Source organism: Cobetia sp. 1CM21F (assembly GCF_023161745.1).
GTDB classification, from domain to species: domain Bacteria; phylum Pseudomonadota; class Gammaproteobacteria; order Pseudomonadales; family Halomonadaceae; genus Cobetia; species Cobetia amphilecti.
Genome location: NZ_JALNTQ010000001.1, coordinates 25,899 through 40,621, shown reverse-complemented (window position 1 = coordinate 40,621; position 14,723 = coordinate 25,899). Strand labels below are relative to the sequence as shown.

11 protein-coding genes are annotated in these 14,723 nt (G+C 65.4%); 8 read left to right on the top strand and 3 right to left on the bottom strand.

Annotated elements, in window-relative coordinates:
- The first annotated feature begins 64 nt into the window (after positions 1–64).
- From MSG32_RS00120 to MSG32_RS00110, 3 genes are all read left to right on the top strand, one after another.
- Positions 65–895, top strand: coding sequence for a response regulator transcription factor (locus MSG32_RS00120; protein ID WP_248376846.1), 831 nt, complete (start codon positions 65–67; stop codon positions 893–895).
- Positions 892–2,616 carry a sensor histidine kinase gene (locus tag MSG32_RS00115; protein WP_248376845.1) on the top strand — a complete coding sequence of 575 codons (1,725 nt, stop codon included), beginning with the start codon at positions 892–894 and terminating at the stop codon, positions 2,614–2,616. The genes MSG32_RS00120 and MSG32_RS00115 overlap by 4 nt, the downstream gene beginning before the upstream one ends.
- Before the next feature lie 143 nt (positions 2,617–2,759).
- Positions 2,760–3,983 carry an ABC transporter substrate-binding protein gene (locus MSG32_RS00110; RefSeq protein WP_248376844.1) on the top strand — a complete coding sequence of 408 codons (1,224 nt, stop codon included), beginning with the start codon at positions 2,760–2,762 and terminating at the stop codon, positions 3,981–3,983.
- A gap of 173 nt (positions 3,984–4,156) precedes the next feature.
- Here MSG32_RS00110 and mscK read toward each other — a convergent pair whose 3' ends face one another.
- Positions 4,157–7,702: a mechanosensitive channel MscK gene (gene mscK, locus MSG32_RS00105; RefSeq protein ID WP_248376843.1), complete on the bottom strand. Its 3,546-nt coding sequence runs from the start codon at positions 7,700–7,702 to the stop codon at positions 4,157–4,159.
- 413 nt (positions 7,703–8,115) lie between these two features.
- On the opposite strand from mscK, the gene MSG32_RS00100 reads away from it, so the two are divergent.
- The 4 genes from MSG32_RS00100 to MSG32_RS00085 all read left to right on the top strand — a co-directional run bounded on the left by MSG32_RS00100 (position 8,116) and on the right by MSG32_RS00085 (position 10,958).
- Positions 8,116–9,330 carry a phospholipase A gene (locus MSG32_RS00100; RefSeq protein ID WP_248376842.1) on the top strand — a complete coding sequence of 405 codons (1,215 nt, stop codon included), beginning with the start codon at positions 8,116–8,118 and terminating at the stop codon, positions 9,328–9,330.
- A 482-nt stretch (positions 9,331–9,812) separates the two neighbouring features.
- Positions 9,813–10,151: a DUF883 family protein gene (locus tag MSG32_RS00095; protein WP_082388358.1), complete on the top strand. Its 339-nt coding sequence runs from the start codon at positions 9,813–9,815 to the stop codon at positions 10,149–10,151.
- A complete protein-coding gene (locus MSG32_RS00090) occupies positions 10,151–10,573 on the top strand; it encodes a phage holin family protein (protein ID WP_043333873.1) in 423 nt (140 codons plus the stop codon). The genes MSG32_RS00095 and MSG32_RS00090 overlap by 1 nt, the downstream gene beginning before the upstream one ends.
- Positions 10,574–10,607: 34 nt before the next feature.
- A complete protein-coding gene (locus MSG32_RS00085; RefSeq protein ID WP_052384593.1) occupies positions 10,608–10,958 on the top strand; it encodes a YqjK-like family protein in 351 nt (116 codons plus the stop codon).
- Between the two features lie 96 nt (positions 10,959–11,054).
- Here MSG32_RS00085 and MSG32_RS00080 read toward each other — a convergent pair whose 3' ends face one another.
- Positions 11,055–12,251 carry an MFS transporter gene (locus MSG32_RS00080; RefSeq protein WP_248376841.1) on the bottom strand — a complete coding sequence of 399 codons (1,197 nt, stop codon included), beginning with the start codon at positions 12,249–12,251 and terminating at the stop codon, positions 11,055–11,057.
- A 254-nt stretch (positions 12,252–12,505) separates the two neighbouring features.
- On the opposite strand from MSG32_RS00080, the gene MSG32_RS00075 reads away from it, so the two are divergent.
- A complete protein-coding gene (locus MSG32_RS00075) occupies positions 12,506–13,414 on the top strand; it encodes a LysR family transcriptional regulator (protein WP_107336115.1) in 909 nt (302 codons plus the stop codon).
- A gap of 28 nt (positions 13,415–13,442) precedes the next feature.
- Here the strand turns inward: MSG32_RS00075 and MSG32_RS00070 are convergent, their stop codons facing one another.
- Positions 13,443–14,639 (bottom strand): NAD(P)/FAD-dependent oxidoreductase, encoded by a 1,197-nt coding sequence (locus tag MSG32_RS00070; RefSeq protein ID WP_248376840.1) that lies wholly within the window; start codon positions 14,637–14,639, stop codon positions 13,443–13,445.
- Between the last annotated feature and the right edge of the window lie 84 nt (positions 14,640–14,723).

Sequence of the window (14,723 nt, the reverse complement as noted above, 5' to 3'; positions counted from 1 at the left end):
ACCGGCCCTGTGCCTGACTCTCATCACTCTTGACGCGTACCTGACGCGCCCTTGCGGAGCCCGGATGACTTCTCCCGACTCACTCCCCTCAGCGGCTGACGATTCAGCGGCTGACGCTTCAGCGCATGGCCCAGCCACCGCCCCGCCCCCGGCCCTGTTGCTGGTCGAGGACGACGCCCTGCTGTCCAGCACGCTGTGCAGCGTCTTTTCCGCCGAGGGCCTTGCGGTCACCCACCTGGCCGATGGCGCTGCGGCGCTTGCCCGCCTGGCGACCCACCACGATCACGGCTTCGCGCTGATCGTGCTCGACCTCAACCTGCCCGGCGCTTCCGGGCTCGAGATTCTCGCCGCGCTGCGCCAGCACGATCGCCAGACACCGGTGCTGATTCTCACCGCGCGCGGCGCCATCGAAGATCGCGTGCGCGGGCTCGACCTGGGCGCCGATGACTATCTTGCCAAGCCCTTCGTGCTCGATGAGCTGGAAGCCCGCGTGCGCGCCCTGCTGCGCCGCCATGCCACTCTTCAGGCCAGTCAGCAGGCCACTCTTCAGGCCAGTCAGCAGCCGGCGCCCTCGCCTGGCATCGCCCCACGCCTGACCCTCGGCAGTTTGGCCTTCGAGCCACTCAATGCACGCTTTCTGCTCGCCGATGCCCCGCTGGCGCTGCCGCCCCGCGAACAGCGCCTGCTGGGTTGCCTGATCCAGCATGCCGGCGAGCCGGTGGACAAGGCGCGTCTGACCCGCGAGGCCTTCGATGAGGAGGAAGCCGTGGGCGACAACGCCATCGAGGTCTATGTGCATCGCCTGCGCAAGCGCCTGGAAGGCAGCGACGTCAATCTGCGCACCATCCGGGGCCTTGGCTATCTACTGGAACAGACCACGGACGGCAGCGCTTGAATTCCGCCCCCTCACCACGCCCACAGACAGAGGCAAAACGCAGCATCAGCCTCTATCGGCGCCTGCTGAGCTGGCTGCTGCTGCCCCTGCTGGCGCTGGGCACGCTATTGCTGGTGCAGGCCTTCCTGTCGGCGCGTGAGGCAGCAGATCGCGCCTATGACCGGCTGCTCGAAGCCTCGCTGGTCACCATCGCGGAGCAGGTCAAATGGCAGGACGGCCAGTTGTGGCTCGACCTGCCGCCCGCCGCCCTCGAGATGCTGGCCACCGACGCCCAGGAGCGCGTCTTCTACAGCCTGGTGGACGCCGATGGCGAGCAGGTCACCGGCAATACCCACCTGCCGGATGCCAATCGCGCCGCCAATGGTCGCCTGGCCCCACAGGAATCGCTCGGACGCAGCGGCGAGCTGTCGTTTCGCGATATCGCCTGGCAGGGACAGGCACTGCGGCTGGGCAGCCTCGATACCCGGCTGGGCGGCTGGGGCGATGACCCACGCCACGGCCAGCGCTACAGCATTCGCGTCGCCCATACCCGCGAGGGACGAGACACCCTGACGCGTGAGCTGTTCAGTGGCTCGCTGGTACGTCTGGCAGGCATGGCCACGCTGGCACTGCTGGTGGTGCTGATCGGCGTCCGGCTGGCGCTGTCGCCGCTGACCCGCCTGCGGCGCGCCATTCGCGAACGTGACTCGCGCAGTCTGGCGCCGCTCAACCTGCCCCTGCCGCGCGAGCTCGAGGAACTCAAGCACACCATCAATGACCTGCTGGCGCGCATGCGCCGCGTGCGTGCCAACCAGGAGCGCTTCATCGGTGATGCCTCGCACCAGCTGCGCACCCCGCTGGCGGGACTCTCCGCTCACGCCGAGCTGGCACTGCGCCAGCAGGACCCCAGCGCCTGGCATGCCGCGCTGGGCCAGATGCAGGCCACCGCCAGCCATACCGCCCATCTGGCCAATCAGCTGCTGTCGCTGACACGCCTCAACAACCCGGAGGTGCAGCCGCCGCGCGTGCCGTTGGAGCTATCGGCGCTGGCGCGCGCCACCGTCAGCCGCCTGTTCCTGCGCTGTGATCGCGCCGGGGTGGACCTCGGCCTCGAGATCGCCCCGGATATCGATGGCGCCGCCTGGACGCTGGGCGTCGAGTGGCAGCTCGAGGAGGCATTGGCCAATCTGATCGACAATGCCTGCAAGCACGGCGCGCGCACCGTCACGCTCACCCTGAGCCGGATGGCGGCACCGAGCGATGCCACGTTCACGCAACCGGACAGCGCCGCACTGGCGGGCCGCTGGCGGCTGAGTGTCGAGGATGACGGCCCGGGCATCGACGCCGAACGGCGCCTGCTGGTACTGCGCCCCTTCCACCGCAACACCCAGCCCGACAGTCATGATCAGGCGCCGGCGCAGCAGCCCGATGAGCTCAAGCATCACGAAGGCGCCGGACTGGGGCTGGCGATCGTCGATGGCATCGCGCGACACCACGATGCGCGCCTGACGCTCAGCGACGCGACAGCACGCAGCATGACGCAGGCTGCTGACTCTGCATCCCGCACAGGCGATGCAACCCGTACAGCCGACGCAAACGGCACAGCCGAGACAGGCACGTCCTGCGGGCTATGCGTCAGTCTGCATCTGGCGCCCTGTGCAGCGCCTGAGGTGAGAGTGGATGGGGATGATGAATCAGCACAGGCCGGCAAGCCTGCGAAGACAGGAGGCACAGCATGCTAGCGAGACGACCGCCAACCGGGCAGCAGCGCCCTGACCATCACGGTCATGACAATCACCGATCGGATCATCACCGCCCGGATCATCACCGCCCGGGCAGACAGCGATCTGGACGGCTGACGGCCTGCCTTGCGCTGGCCGTGCTTGTGAGCCCCTTTTGTCAGGCGGCAACCAAGGCGGCGTTCGATCCGCTGCTCGAAGAGCATCAATCGCTGTGGTTGCAGGGCGGCCAGCCAGTCACGGCGCCCGCGCCTGACAGCGACGCCAGCCACGCGGCCGACCTTACGATTCATGCCGCGCTGGACCTGCCCGAGATTCGCCCGCTGCTGCTGCGTTACAGCCGCCAGCATCCTGAGCGAGTGCTGCACTACGTCAATCGCTCCGCCTTGGGGCTTGAAGCACAGTACCTGCAGGCGCCGCTGACACCGCAGGCGGATCTGATGATCTCCTCGGCCATGGGGCTGCAGTACCGACTCGCCAATCAGGGTCACGCCCTGGCACTCGAGACCCCCAATCTGGCCGCCTGGCCGGCCAACTCACGCTGGCGCAATGAGCTGTATGCGATGAGCTTCGAGCCGATCGTGATGGTGGCGCGACGTGATGCGCTCAAGCGCCTGGCGGACCTCGACGGCCTGCGCAATCCCCGCGATGTGCTGCGCAGCCATCGCGACTTCTGGCACCTGCTCGAGACGCGCCGCGAGCAGCTGCGCGGCCGCATCATCAGCTACGACCCGCGCCGCAGCGGCTCAGGCTTTACCTATGCCGTGTCCGATGCCCGTCAATCACCGCGCTACTGGACGCTGGTGCGCGCCATGGGTCAGGCCGATGCCAGACTGGTCAGCACCACCGGCGCCATGCTCGAGGCACTGGCCAGCGGTGAGGTGGACATCGCCTACAACCTGGTCGGCCCCTACGCGGTGACCTTTGCCCGCGCCCATCCGGAGCTGGTGGTGATCGTGCCGGAAGACTACGTGCTGATTCAGCGCCGGCTGGCCTTCGTCCCCCAGCAGGCACCTCATCCCGAGGCCGGTGAGGCCTTTCTCGACTGGTGGCTGAGTCTGGAAGGCCAGCAGGCGGTGGCCAGCGACAGCCAGCTGGGCGCACTGCACCCCGAGGTGCGTGGCGAGGGCAGCGCTCAGCATATGCGCGAGCAACTGGGCGATGCGCTGCGCCCGATCGAGATCGGCCCTGGCCTGCTGGCGACACTCGACCGCCTCAAGCAGGCCAGTTTCCTGAGCCGCTGGGTGCTGGAATTCGAGGCCCCAGCTCCCTTTGCCGGTGAGGCGAGCCAGGGTCAGGGTCAGGGTCAGGGTCAGGGTCAGGGTCAGGGGCAGGCCCCGTTAGCCACGCAGCCCGAATTGAACCAATGATACGTGGCGTCAGGCCTGGCTAGCCCCTCCCCTTTTTTCGGCTCGATCTGTACAAGTCGCCTTTGCAGGGCGCCCTGGACACAGCTCCGAGCCCATCACGCACAAGGCGCCCCGCGGGGCGCCTTGTGCGTGATGCCATGCGGCATTCAATGACATGAGCAGTGGATTCAGCGTCAGCGACCGCCGGCATCTCCGCCGCCGTCACCGCCATCGGCGTCCGGTGCGGCCTCACGCAGCCCGGCGTCCTCACGGCCTGCCAGACCCTCGGCGGGCTTGCGACGCGCGATCAGTGCACCACCTTCCCGGTGCTCGCTGCTCTGATACTCCGTGCTTTCCGTCTCGCTGCTTTCCGGTGAGCCGCTGGCGGGGCGCAACGGCTCCGCCGAGGCGCTGCGCTGCTCGACGAGACGCTCGGTGCCATCGTCGCGATGCAGCCAGACATCCATCTGCTGGAAGGCGACCTTGAGGCCATGCTCACGGAAACGTGCGTCCACCCAGCGGTTGATCTCATCGGTGGCGTAGAGGCGATCGGTCAGGTCATTGACGTAGATGCGCAGCTCGAAACCGAAGTTGTCCTGGTTGTAGGTCAGGCAGAACACCAGCGGCTCCGGGTCCTTGAGCACCCGCCTGTTTTCCTGGGCGGCCTGCATCAGCAGACGATGCGCCAGATCCAGATCACTGCCATGGGCGACACCGAAATTGAGCACCACCCGCGTGACGTTGTCCGACAGCGACCAGTTGATCAGCTGGTCGGTGACGAACACCTTGTTGGGGATGATGATCTCCTTGCGATCGAAATCCGTCACCGTGGTGGCGCGGATCCGGATGCGATTGACCGTGCCATGCAGGTTGCCGATGGTGATGGTGTCGCCGATGCGCACCGGGCGCTCGAACAGGATGATCAGGCCCGAGATGAAGTTGGCGAAGATCTCCTGCAGACCGAAGCCCAGCCCGACACTCAACGCCGCCACCAGCCACTGCAGCTTGTCCCAGCTGACGCCCATGCTGCCCAATGTCATCACGAAGCCGGTGGCCATGATCACGTAGGACAGCAGCGAGGTGATCGCGTAGCTGGAGCCCTGCTTGAGCTCGAGCCGCGACAGGATCGAGACCTCCAGCAGGCCCGGCAGGTTGCGCGCCATCATCACCGCCACGGCGAGGGTGATCATGCCCGCGATCAGATCCGCCAGCGAGATGGGCGTCGCCGAATCGCCCTCGACGGAAGCGGCGATTTCCCACACCACCACGCTGTCGAGATAGCTGAGCACATTGAGCAGATCGGCCCACACCACATAGAAGATCGACAGGAAGCTGATGACCAGGATCAGCTTCGAGAGACGCAGCGACTGGGAGTTGACCTGCTCCATGTCCAGCGGCGGCTCTTCCACCACCTCGACACCGCCTTCGGCGCCCTCCTGCACCTGGGCACGGCGACGCGCCACGGCGCGACGATAGGCCAGACGCCGCGCGGCGACTGCCAGCCCGCGCACCACGGTGGCTTCCACCAGAATCCAGGCCCCGAACAGGAAGATGGTAGTGATGAAGCGGCCACACAGGCGCAGCGCGGTGTACTCGTAGCCGAGGCAGATCAGCACGCCCAGCGCCACCGGCACCAGCGCCATCGCAAGGCCCAGAATCAGTCGGAACAGCTTGAGGCCGAAGAAGGGGACATGCGCCAGAATCAGTCGCGACAGACAGAAGCTCATCGCCATCAGGCCCACGAACAGAATGGCCAGCCCCAACGGGCGCTCGAGCAGGTTGAGGTCCGCCTCGCTGATGATGTTGGTGGTCAGCACCACCGGCAGCAGCGCGAAGCCCAGCCACCAGATATGACGGCGCAGCTCCGCCACGTAGTTGGCCGGCCACTGGAAGTGACGCTCGGCGACGCCGTCCTTGACCAGCAGGCGGCGGAAGATGGCGAAGATGCCCCACGCCAGCGACAGCTTCAACAGTGCCTGGCCCAGCGCCCACAGCATGATGCCCTCGCCCAGCGACAGCACGCCGCCAATCAAGGCCAGCGCCAGCGCACCGGGGATGGCCAGCAGGACGTTGAGCAGAATGGCGCGCGGCGTATGCAGCTGGGTGTCCTGCTTCAGGCGCCCTATCTGGGCGTGCAGGTCCGCCAGGCGCGCACGGATGCGCGAACGCTTCCAGGTGATGAAGATCAGCAGCAGCAAGCCCGGCAGCGCCACCCACAGGTCACTGAGCTGAAAGCCCTTGGACAGCCCCGCCACCACGCCACGCCAGACGTTGGGCCTGAGCTCCTCGGCGAGCATTTCCGGGGTACGCGACAGCCAGTCGAGATCCAGCGGCTTGCCGTTGGCGACCCAGAACAGCTGCTCCTCGATGGTCTGGCGCAGACGCCCTGACACTTCCAGCAGCTGCTGCTGGTTGAGCTGCAGGTCGATGGCGCGTGCCAGCAGGCTGTCGTATTCCTTGTCGAGCTTGTCGACCAGCTCCTTGCGCGCCTCCAGCTGACCGATCAACGCCTGACGCAGCTCGGCGCTGATCTGACTGACATCGGCATTGCCGCCGGGGCGTTCCAGCGCCGCGGCCTCGCCCAGCACGTAGGAATTGAGGTAGCCCGGGATATCGGCGAGCTGCTCACGCACCTTGTTGAGTTCGAACTGCTTGAGCCGCAGGTCGGCGATCTCTTCCTTCAGGTCCTTGCGTACATCGACCTGCGGCAGGCGACTCTGCTGCTCACGCAGGATACGCGCCAGCAGGACGCTGCCCTTGATGGCCTCGATCTGCTCGCTCATGGTGCGCTCGACCTGGGTGACGCGATCAAGCTGGGTGCGCACCTCCAGCCCGTCGCGAATCACGGCGTTGACGCGATCGGTGATCGCCAGCAGCTGGCTGCTGAGCTCGCGGTTGCGGTTGAGCACCTGCTGGAAGATGGGATTGTCGGCCAGCGCGGCATTCTCGCCACTGGTGGCATCGGCGATGGTCTGCTCGGACTGGTTGCGGCGCTTGTCGTTGACCAGCGTCTGGACCTGCTCCAGATCCTGCTCCAGATTGGCGATCTGGCGGCTGTAGAGGGTCTTGCGCACCTGGGCCAGCTCACGCAGCAGGGAGCTTGAATTGAGCTCTGAATGGCTCAGCTCGCCACGCGTCTCGGCCAATGCCAGACGCGCCTCGATCAGGTCACGCCCGGTGCCGGACAGGTCGGCATCGCCGCTGCCACCCAGCTGGGTCTGCAGACGCTGCACCTGCTGCTGCGCATCGGCCAGGGTCGAGCGCGAACGCTCCGGCAGGCTCTGGGCATTGATCAGGCGCCGGTTGGTATCGGCCAGCTTGTCCTGCAGGTTCTGAAGCGAGTCGAGAATCGAGGTCATGCGCTTGTCCAGCGCCTCGACCGACTCGTCTTCCAACGACGCGATGCTGGGCGGGGTGTAGTCCTGAGGCAGACGCGCCAGCTCGGTCTGCGCCTTCGCCAACTCCGCCGGTGCCTCCTTGACCTCACTCTTGAGGGAATTCAGGCTGCTGGTGGCCTCGGCGAGGTCGTCGAGCACCGTCAGGGTATCCTTGAGGTCCGCGATGCGCTGACGGGTGTCGGCATCCGGTTTCTCGACGCTCTGCAGGTCTTCAAGCTGAGTCTGGACATCAGCACGCTTCGGGGCGTCCGCACTGGCCGTGGCCGGCACCCAGGCCAGCAGCACCATCAGCAGCAAGGCGCCTGCCAACATCATCAGTCTCAAGGACTTGTTACCTGTCACAGCTGTCTCCTCAATGGTCACCACCGCGCTTCTTCATCGGCTCTGCTGCCCCGCCAGGCCGCCGCCAGCCATGCAGGATGGCATCGTGACAGGCCGCAAACGCGGGCAAGGGCCGCATTGTCGACTGGCGCTGCATCCCGCGCAATCCTTGTCGGCAAACGTCCGCCGGCGGGCGCCCAGCAAAGGGTCAAGTGGAGAATGAACTAGAAAATGCAGCAAAGAGTGACGGGGCGAGAAAGCGGTGCTTTCAGGCCAGCGTGAGCGACATGCATCGTCGCATCGAGGCGACGCACCTGTCGGAATCTTCGTGCTGGAACCGGACACTGCGCCGCCAGTAGAATGGCAGACATGTCATGAACATTGCTCCATAATGCGCTGCTCCCCCGCCGCGGTGTAACCGACAGGATATTTCCATGCCCCTCCGCCTTGCCTCCATCGGATTCCGGTCCGTCCCTGCACGCCTCTCGGGAGTGCTGGCCACAGTACTGCTGGGTGCCGCCGCACCGGCAGCGGCCGACGTGCCCTACACCATGGATGCCGAAGGACGCGTGGTACTGGCCAACGGCAAGCGCTTCGCTCCCGAAGCACTGGGCATGACTGCCGCCCAGGCCCGCGCGGGCGCCATGAGCCAGGCTGACTGGCGCGAGCTGGCGGCCTCTGCACCGGGCACGGCGGACGGCGTCGAGAGTGACCCGCGTACCGAGCAGGTCTTCCTCTCCAACCGCGAAGACGCGGATTACGACCGCTACTCGGCGGAAGCGGCCGAGACCGAGCAGGCACAAGGCCAGAGCGTTGATGCGCCCCTCGATGAAAGCCTGGCCCAGCAGCGCGCCAAGGAGCGTGTCGTTCTTGAGAACGACGCCGAGAAGAATCCGCTGGCCATCACCGCCTACAAGCGCAATTACCTGCTGCCCTGGGCCTACAACACCAACCCGGATGCCAACGGCTTTGCCGAAGTCACCCAGGAAGGCGAGGTGGACAAGACCGAGGTGAAATACCAGCTCAGCCTCAAGGTCGAGCTGATGGACGACATCTTCGGTGACAATGGCGACCTGTTCTTCGCCTATACCCAGCGCAGCTGGTGGCAGGCCTACAATTCCGATGCCTCGGCGCCGTTCCGCGAGACCAATTACGAGCCGGAAGCCTTCCTGCAGTTCGACAATCGTTATGAGCTGTTCGGCTGGACCAATACCCGCAACCGCATCGGTTTCGCGCATCAGTCCAACGGCCGTTCCGACCCGCTGTCGCGCAGCTGGAACCGCGTCTATGCCGACATGATGTTCCAGAACGGCGACTGGGCCATCGCGGTCACGCCGCACTGGCGCGTGCCGGAGGAGTCCGACGAGGACGACAACCCGGACCTCTACAACTACATCGGCTACGGCGACATCACGGTCGGCTATACCTCCGATCAGCACGAAGTCACCTGGATGGTGCGTGGCAACCCCTCCAAGGGCAACTACGGCAACCAGCTCGACTACTCCTTCCCGCTGTTCGGCAAGGTACGTGGCTACGTGCAGTACTACCACGGCTACGGTGAGAGCCTGATCGACTACGACCACAGCGTGAATCGCTTTGGCCTTGGCTTCTCGATCAATACCTTCTTCGCCGGCTCGCCAGAGACCTGATCAAAGAGCTCTGATCAAAGAGCTCTGATCAAAAAGTTCTGATAAAAGAACTCGCACGACCCTCCCGCAACGGGCAGCCCAGGCTGCCCGTCTTGCCATCTGCCCTCCGTATGCACCGCTCTCATGTGGACCGCCCATGTGGGCCGCCCATGTGGACTGCCCATGTGGACCGCCCATGTAGACCTAGTGGCATGTCCATGATCCAGATCATGCCTCCCGCCCGTGACATGGCGATATCGTGCTCTGTGCGTGTCTTGCCCTTGTGTTTGTCGCGTTCGACCCCCACGACTTGTGCATGACCACGCAAGACGCGTCATGACGACGTGCTGACGATGCTTGCAGAGAGTCTCGTGCAAGTGGATTCAGGTCATGCCCTGCCGCCTGCGGCGCCCCAGGGAAGAGAGAGTTCGAGAGTCAAGCGCAGACAACACCGCGCTCACCATTCGCGAAATCTGATTCGACATACGGGAAGGAGTTACACCATGGCTATGCAAAAGATCGGCGATCACACCACTTCCGCGACCGGTGCCAACACCGACCAGCTGAAGGAAGATCTGCGCCATCTGTCCCAGACCGTCGAGGAACTGCTGCACGCCTCGGCTGAAGATTCCCGCGAGAGCATGAAGGAAGCCCGCGCCCGCGCCCAGACTCGCCTGGAAGCCACCCGCGCCCGCCTCAGCGCCCAGGGCGATCGCCTCGCCGCCGGCGCGCGCGAATCCGTGGACTGCGCTGATCGCTACGTGCACGACAACCCGTGGACCAGTGTCGGTATCGGCGCGGCCGCCGGTGTCGTCGTCGGCATGCTGCTTGGCCGTCGCTGATGCAGGAGCAAGGGCCGGTTGAACGCGTACTTGGCGCCATCCGACGTCTGACTGCGAGTCTGGTCGAGAGTGGCGAGACGCGCTTGCGTCTCGCCGTGCTGGAGCTCGAGGAAGAGCGCGAACGGCTGTTCGTGATGCTGCTGCTGTCGGGTATCGCCCTGATGCTGATCTGCTTCGGCATCGGCCTGGCGATCCTGCTGGTGGTCGTGGCCTTCTGGGATACCCACCGCCTGCTGGCCATCGCCCTGAGCGGCGGTATCCTGCTGGCATTGGGGGGATTGATCGCCTGGCGCGTCAAGGTGATCGCTTCCCAGCGCAGCCTGCTGCGTTCCACGCTCAGCAACCTGAGCCGTGACAGCGACAGCCTCAAGGATGTGCGTGCCGACGCACTGGAACGCCAGCGCCAACGCGAAAACCTTTGATGCCCCGCCTGCCAGTGCCTGCCAAGGAGGCGAGATGAGTTCTTCCAGACAGTCCCTCGCGCGACGCGAGCCGGCGCTGCCCCCCGTACAGGGGAACGGACGCCGGTCAGCACATCCGCGTGACGCTCGGCGTGCGGAACTCGAAGCACGCATCAGTCAGCAGCGCCTCGATGTCAGCCATGCGATGCGCGAACTCAAGGAGGCCACCGCCCCCATCGACCGCGGCTGGGCCAAGGTCCAGCAATACCGCGGCCCGTTGGTGCTGGTGGGCGGCCTGATCGCGGCGCGGGGCGGGTTCCGGCCAAAGAAGGGCCTGAGCCTGCTCAAGCGCGGGCTGATGAGCTGGGTGATGATTCGCCGTCTGAGAATACTGTTCGACAAATGATCGCGGTATTACAGCGAAAGCCCCGCCACCTGAGAGTCAGGTGGCGGGGCTTTTTTTTCGTCGCTGCAACATGCAGCTCCGTGAACCCTGCCGCGATCAGGCGCTGCGGCTGTCACGCTTGAGCAGATACACGCCCAGATAGAGCACCGCGAAGATCAGCCCCAGCACGGCGGCGGCGCCGAAGACGTTGCTGCCGTCACCGGGCAGGAATTCCAGGAAGGACGTCAGGAACTGTCCCAGGAAGATCGCCATCGTCAGGTAGGAGAGATTGCGACCGCGCACCGAGGTGTGGCTGCGCTCCACCGTCATGTGGTTGAGCAAGGGGATCGAGAAGCCGAAGCCCATGCCGGACAACACGGCACCGACGCTCATCAGCGTCATGTTCTCGGCCTGCTGGAAGAGGAACAGGCTGCCGGCATAGAGCAGGAAGGCCAGCACCAGCGTCGGCATCTCACCCAGGGCACGCGACACCTTCGGCATCAGCATCGCCGCGACCACCGCGACCAGCGAAATGCCCGCCAGGAAGATACCGGTGGCCGCTTCATCCAGCCCCAGCAGATTCAAGCGCATCGGCAGCATGACGATGGCGGTGAAGAACAGCGTCAACGAGATGGCCGCGGCCAGGTAGACGCTGGTCAGCGAGGAGGACAAGGCCTCACCGCCGGCATTTCCGCTCTCCTCGGCAGGCGCTTCAGGCGACTGCTTCGGCACCATCATCCACAGCATGGCCAGCAGTACCCAGGCCAGCAGATAGAGGGCGAAGGGCCACTGCCAGGCGATACCCGCCAGCACACCACTGACGAACAGGAAGATCACCCCGCCAAGCTCGATGGACATGCCCTGCTGGGCGATCATCGCCAGACGCGCATGGCCGTGATACCACTCGGAGATCAGCGTGGTGCCGCCCGCCATCACCACGGCGGTCACGCCGCCGAGCAGGATGCGATCGGCGAACACTACGACGGTGCCTTCCAGCAGTGCGCCGCCCGCGCCCAGCACGCCATACAGGAACAGCCCGCCTACCAGCGAGCGATAGGCACCGACACGATCGATCATGCGCCCGGCGATGGGAGCGAACAGCACGGCGCCCAGCGATGGCAAGGTGATCAGCCAGCTGGCATGGCTCTCCACCTCAAGCGCCGAAGCGATGCTCAGAAGCCCCGGCGCGACCACGGTACCCACCATGATGGTCAGACAGGCGATGGCCAGCAGCGTGAAACGGCCGCCGGCAGAAAGCGGTTGTGAGGGCCCGCGCGTATCCTGCGCGGCCACTCCACTCGTTGATGTCGTCATATTGGCTCCACTCGAATTCAGAACCCTCCTGTCAGCCGCTACGCGCCCCGCCTTCTCGCTTGCTTGCGTGCTTGCGTGCTTGCGAGGCAAAGCCAGCGGCAAGCAGCAAGAGACAGGAGACAAGGCGAGACGGCAGAGACTGACGAAGGGAGGTTTGGCAGGCCTTCAGACTAGCGAGTGCAGGCTTATAATAGAAATGACAATACTTGATATGACTTATACTGACTGAACATCAATCAGCCACGAGGGCCGGCATGGAACTCCGCACACTGAAAACCTTCGTCTCGGTGGCGACGCACAGAAGCTTCTCGGCTGCCGCCCGCGAGCTGCATACCGTGCAACCCGCCATCAGCCGCCAGATCGCCGATCTCGAAGCCGAACTGGGCGTCAGCCTGCTATGGCGCAATACGCGGGAAGTGAAGGTAACGGCACCGGGGGAGGCATTGCTGGAAGAAGCGCAGCGCATGCTGGCGCTGGAGGCGCAGGCACGCAAGCGCGTGGCGATGGCTGCAAGCGGCCAGACCGGCACACTGCGCATCGGCTACATGAGCTCGGCCTGCGCAAGCTTCGTGCCCGGACTGATGCGCGACTTCGCCAGCGACCATCCCGAGGTCAGCCTGTCATTGCATGAGATGAGCGCCCAGCAGCAGCTGGATGCCTTCGCGCGTGACGAGATCGACATCGGGCTGTCGCGCCCGCTTCCCGGCGAGCAGCGTGACAGCCTGACCGCCCTGGCGGTCTACGAGGATAGGCTGATGGCGGTGGTGCCCGAGGGGCATCGTCTGGCGCACCGCAAGCGACTCGCCCTCAGCGAGCTTGCGCAGGAAGATTTCGTGCTGTTTCAGCGCGGGCAGGCGACGGGGCTGTTCGATCAGATCATCAGTGCCTGCGGCGATGCCGGCTTCTCGCCGCGCATCCAGCGCCAACCGGCCTTGATGCAGACACTGCTCAGTGAGGTGGCGGCGGGACTGGGAGTCGCCATCGCGCCCGGCTGCATTCGCCGCCTGCAACGCGATGGCTGCCAGTTCATTCCCCTGCGCCCGGCACTCGGCGCGGTACCGCTGGAGCTGCACTACCCGACCACACCGGTCCGCCCGGTAATCGAGGCCTTCGTCGCGCTGGTCGAGCAGCGCCTGCCCGCCATCCGTCAGCAGATGGCGTGAGACGCAGCCAGTGGCGAGAAGGTGCCGGTCAGCAGTTCAGCCCGCAGGCCACCGCCGAGGACCACGCCCACTGGAAGTTGTAGCCGCCAAGTTCCCCGGTGACATCCAGCACCTCGCCGATGAAGGCCAGCTGCGGCAGATCGCGCACGCTGAAGTCCTTCTGCGAGATGGCGTCGGTGACCACGCCGCCCATGGTGACTTCTGCGGTGCGCCAGCCTTCGGTGCCCGCCGGCTTGAGCTGCCAGTGATTGAGCGCCTTGGCCAGCTGCTCGAGACGCGCGTTGGAAAGCTCGGCGAGACTGCGCTCGCTGATGCGACCGGCGTCGGCGTCCTGCCACTCGACCAGCGACTGGGCGAGGCGCTTGGGCAGGCGCTCGCCAAGCCAGGGGCCGATCTGGCGCTTGGGATGCTGCTCACGCAGGGTGAGCAGCTCGGCGTAGGCATCCACGCCCGGCAGCAGGTCGATGTCCAGCGGCTGACCGGGTGTCCACCAGCTGGAGGCCTGCAGCATCGCCGGGCCGGAAAGCCCGCGATGGGTGATCAGCATCGGTTCGCGATAATGGCCCTTGCCGGCGGTGACGCTGACGTCACAGGCAAGCCCCGATAGCGGCGACAGACGCTCCTTCCACTGCGAGGTCAGCGTGAACGGCACCAGTGCGGCGTAGGTATCGGTGACCTCGAGCCCGAACTGGCGCGCGATGTCGTAGCCGAAGCCGGTCGCGCCCAGCGTCGGAATCGACATGCCACCGGTGGCCACCACCACGCGCCCTGCCGTGTGCGTGCCATTGCTGGTCTCGACCCGCATGCCCTCGCCCGCGCGCTCCAGCGAGGTGATGCGCGTACTCAGGCGAATCTCCGCTCCGGCCCATTCACATTCCGTCAGCAGGATTGCCAGCAGGTCCTTGGCGGAATCGGCGCAGAACAGTTGTCCCGGCTTCTTTTCGACGTGCTCCAGCCCATGACGCTCCACCAGTTCCAGGAAATGGTGCGGCGTATAGCGCTTGAGCGCCGAGATGCAGAAGTGCGGATTGCGCGAGAAGAAGTTGGCTGGTCCGGCATCCAGATTGGTGAAGTTGCAGCGCCCACCGCCGGACATCAGGATCTTCTTGCCGGCCTTGTTGGCGTGGTCCAGCACCAGCACGCGCTTGCCCTGATAGCCTGCCGTGGCGGCACACATCAGGCCTGCCGCGCCTGCGCCGATGATGATGACGTCATATGTGGCCATGCGGGACACTCCGTGAAGCGAAGAAAGGAAAGGAAATCGGCTGTGCAGACACACGCGGGCCGGCATTCTACCAGAAGCCTGCCG

What these genes read in the sequence shown, in the direction of transcription:
- MSG32_RS00075 (WP_107336115.1), top strand. Translation starts at nt 12,506, where the DNA reads ATGGAACTCCGCACACTGAAAACCTTCGTCTCGGTGGCGACGCACAGA.
- MSG32_RS00085 (WP_052384593.1), top strand. Translation starts at nt 10,608, where the DNA reads ATGAGTTCTTCCAGACAGTCCCTCGCGCGACGCGAGCCGGCGCTGCCC.
- MSG32_RS00095 (WP_082388358.1), top strand. Translation starts at nt 9,813, where the DNA reads ATGGCTATGCAAAAGATCGGCGATCACACCACTTCCGCGACCGGTGCC.
- MSG32_RS00090 (WP_043333873.1), top strand. Translation starts at nt 10,151, where the DNA reads ATGCAGGAGCAAGGGCCGGTTGAACGCGTACTTGGCGCCATCCGACGT.
- MSG32_RS00070 (WP_248376840.1), bottom strand. Translation starts at nt 14,639, where the DNA reads ATGGCCACATATGACGTCATCATCATCGGCGCAGGCGCGGCAGGCCTG.
- MSG32_RS00080 (WP_248376841.1), bottom strand. Translation starts at nt 12,251, where the DNA reads ATGACGACATCAACGAGTGGAGTGGCCGCGCAGGATACGCGCGGGCCC.
- MSG32_RS00120 (WP_248376846.1), top strand. Translation starts at nt 65, where the DNA reads ATGACTTCTCCCGACTCACTCCCCTCAGCGGCTGACGATTCAGCGGCT.
- MSG32_RS00100 (WP_248376842.1), top strand. Translation starts at nt 8,116, where the DNA reads ATGCCCCTCCGCCTTGCCTCCATCGGATTCCGGTCCGTCCCTGCACGC.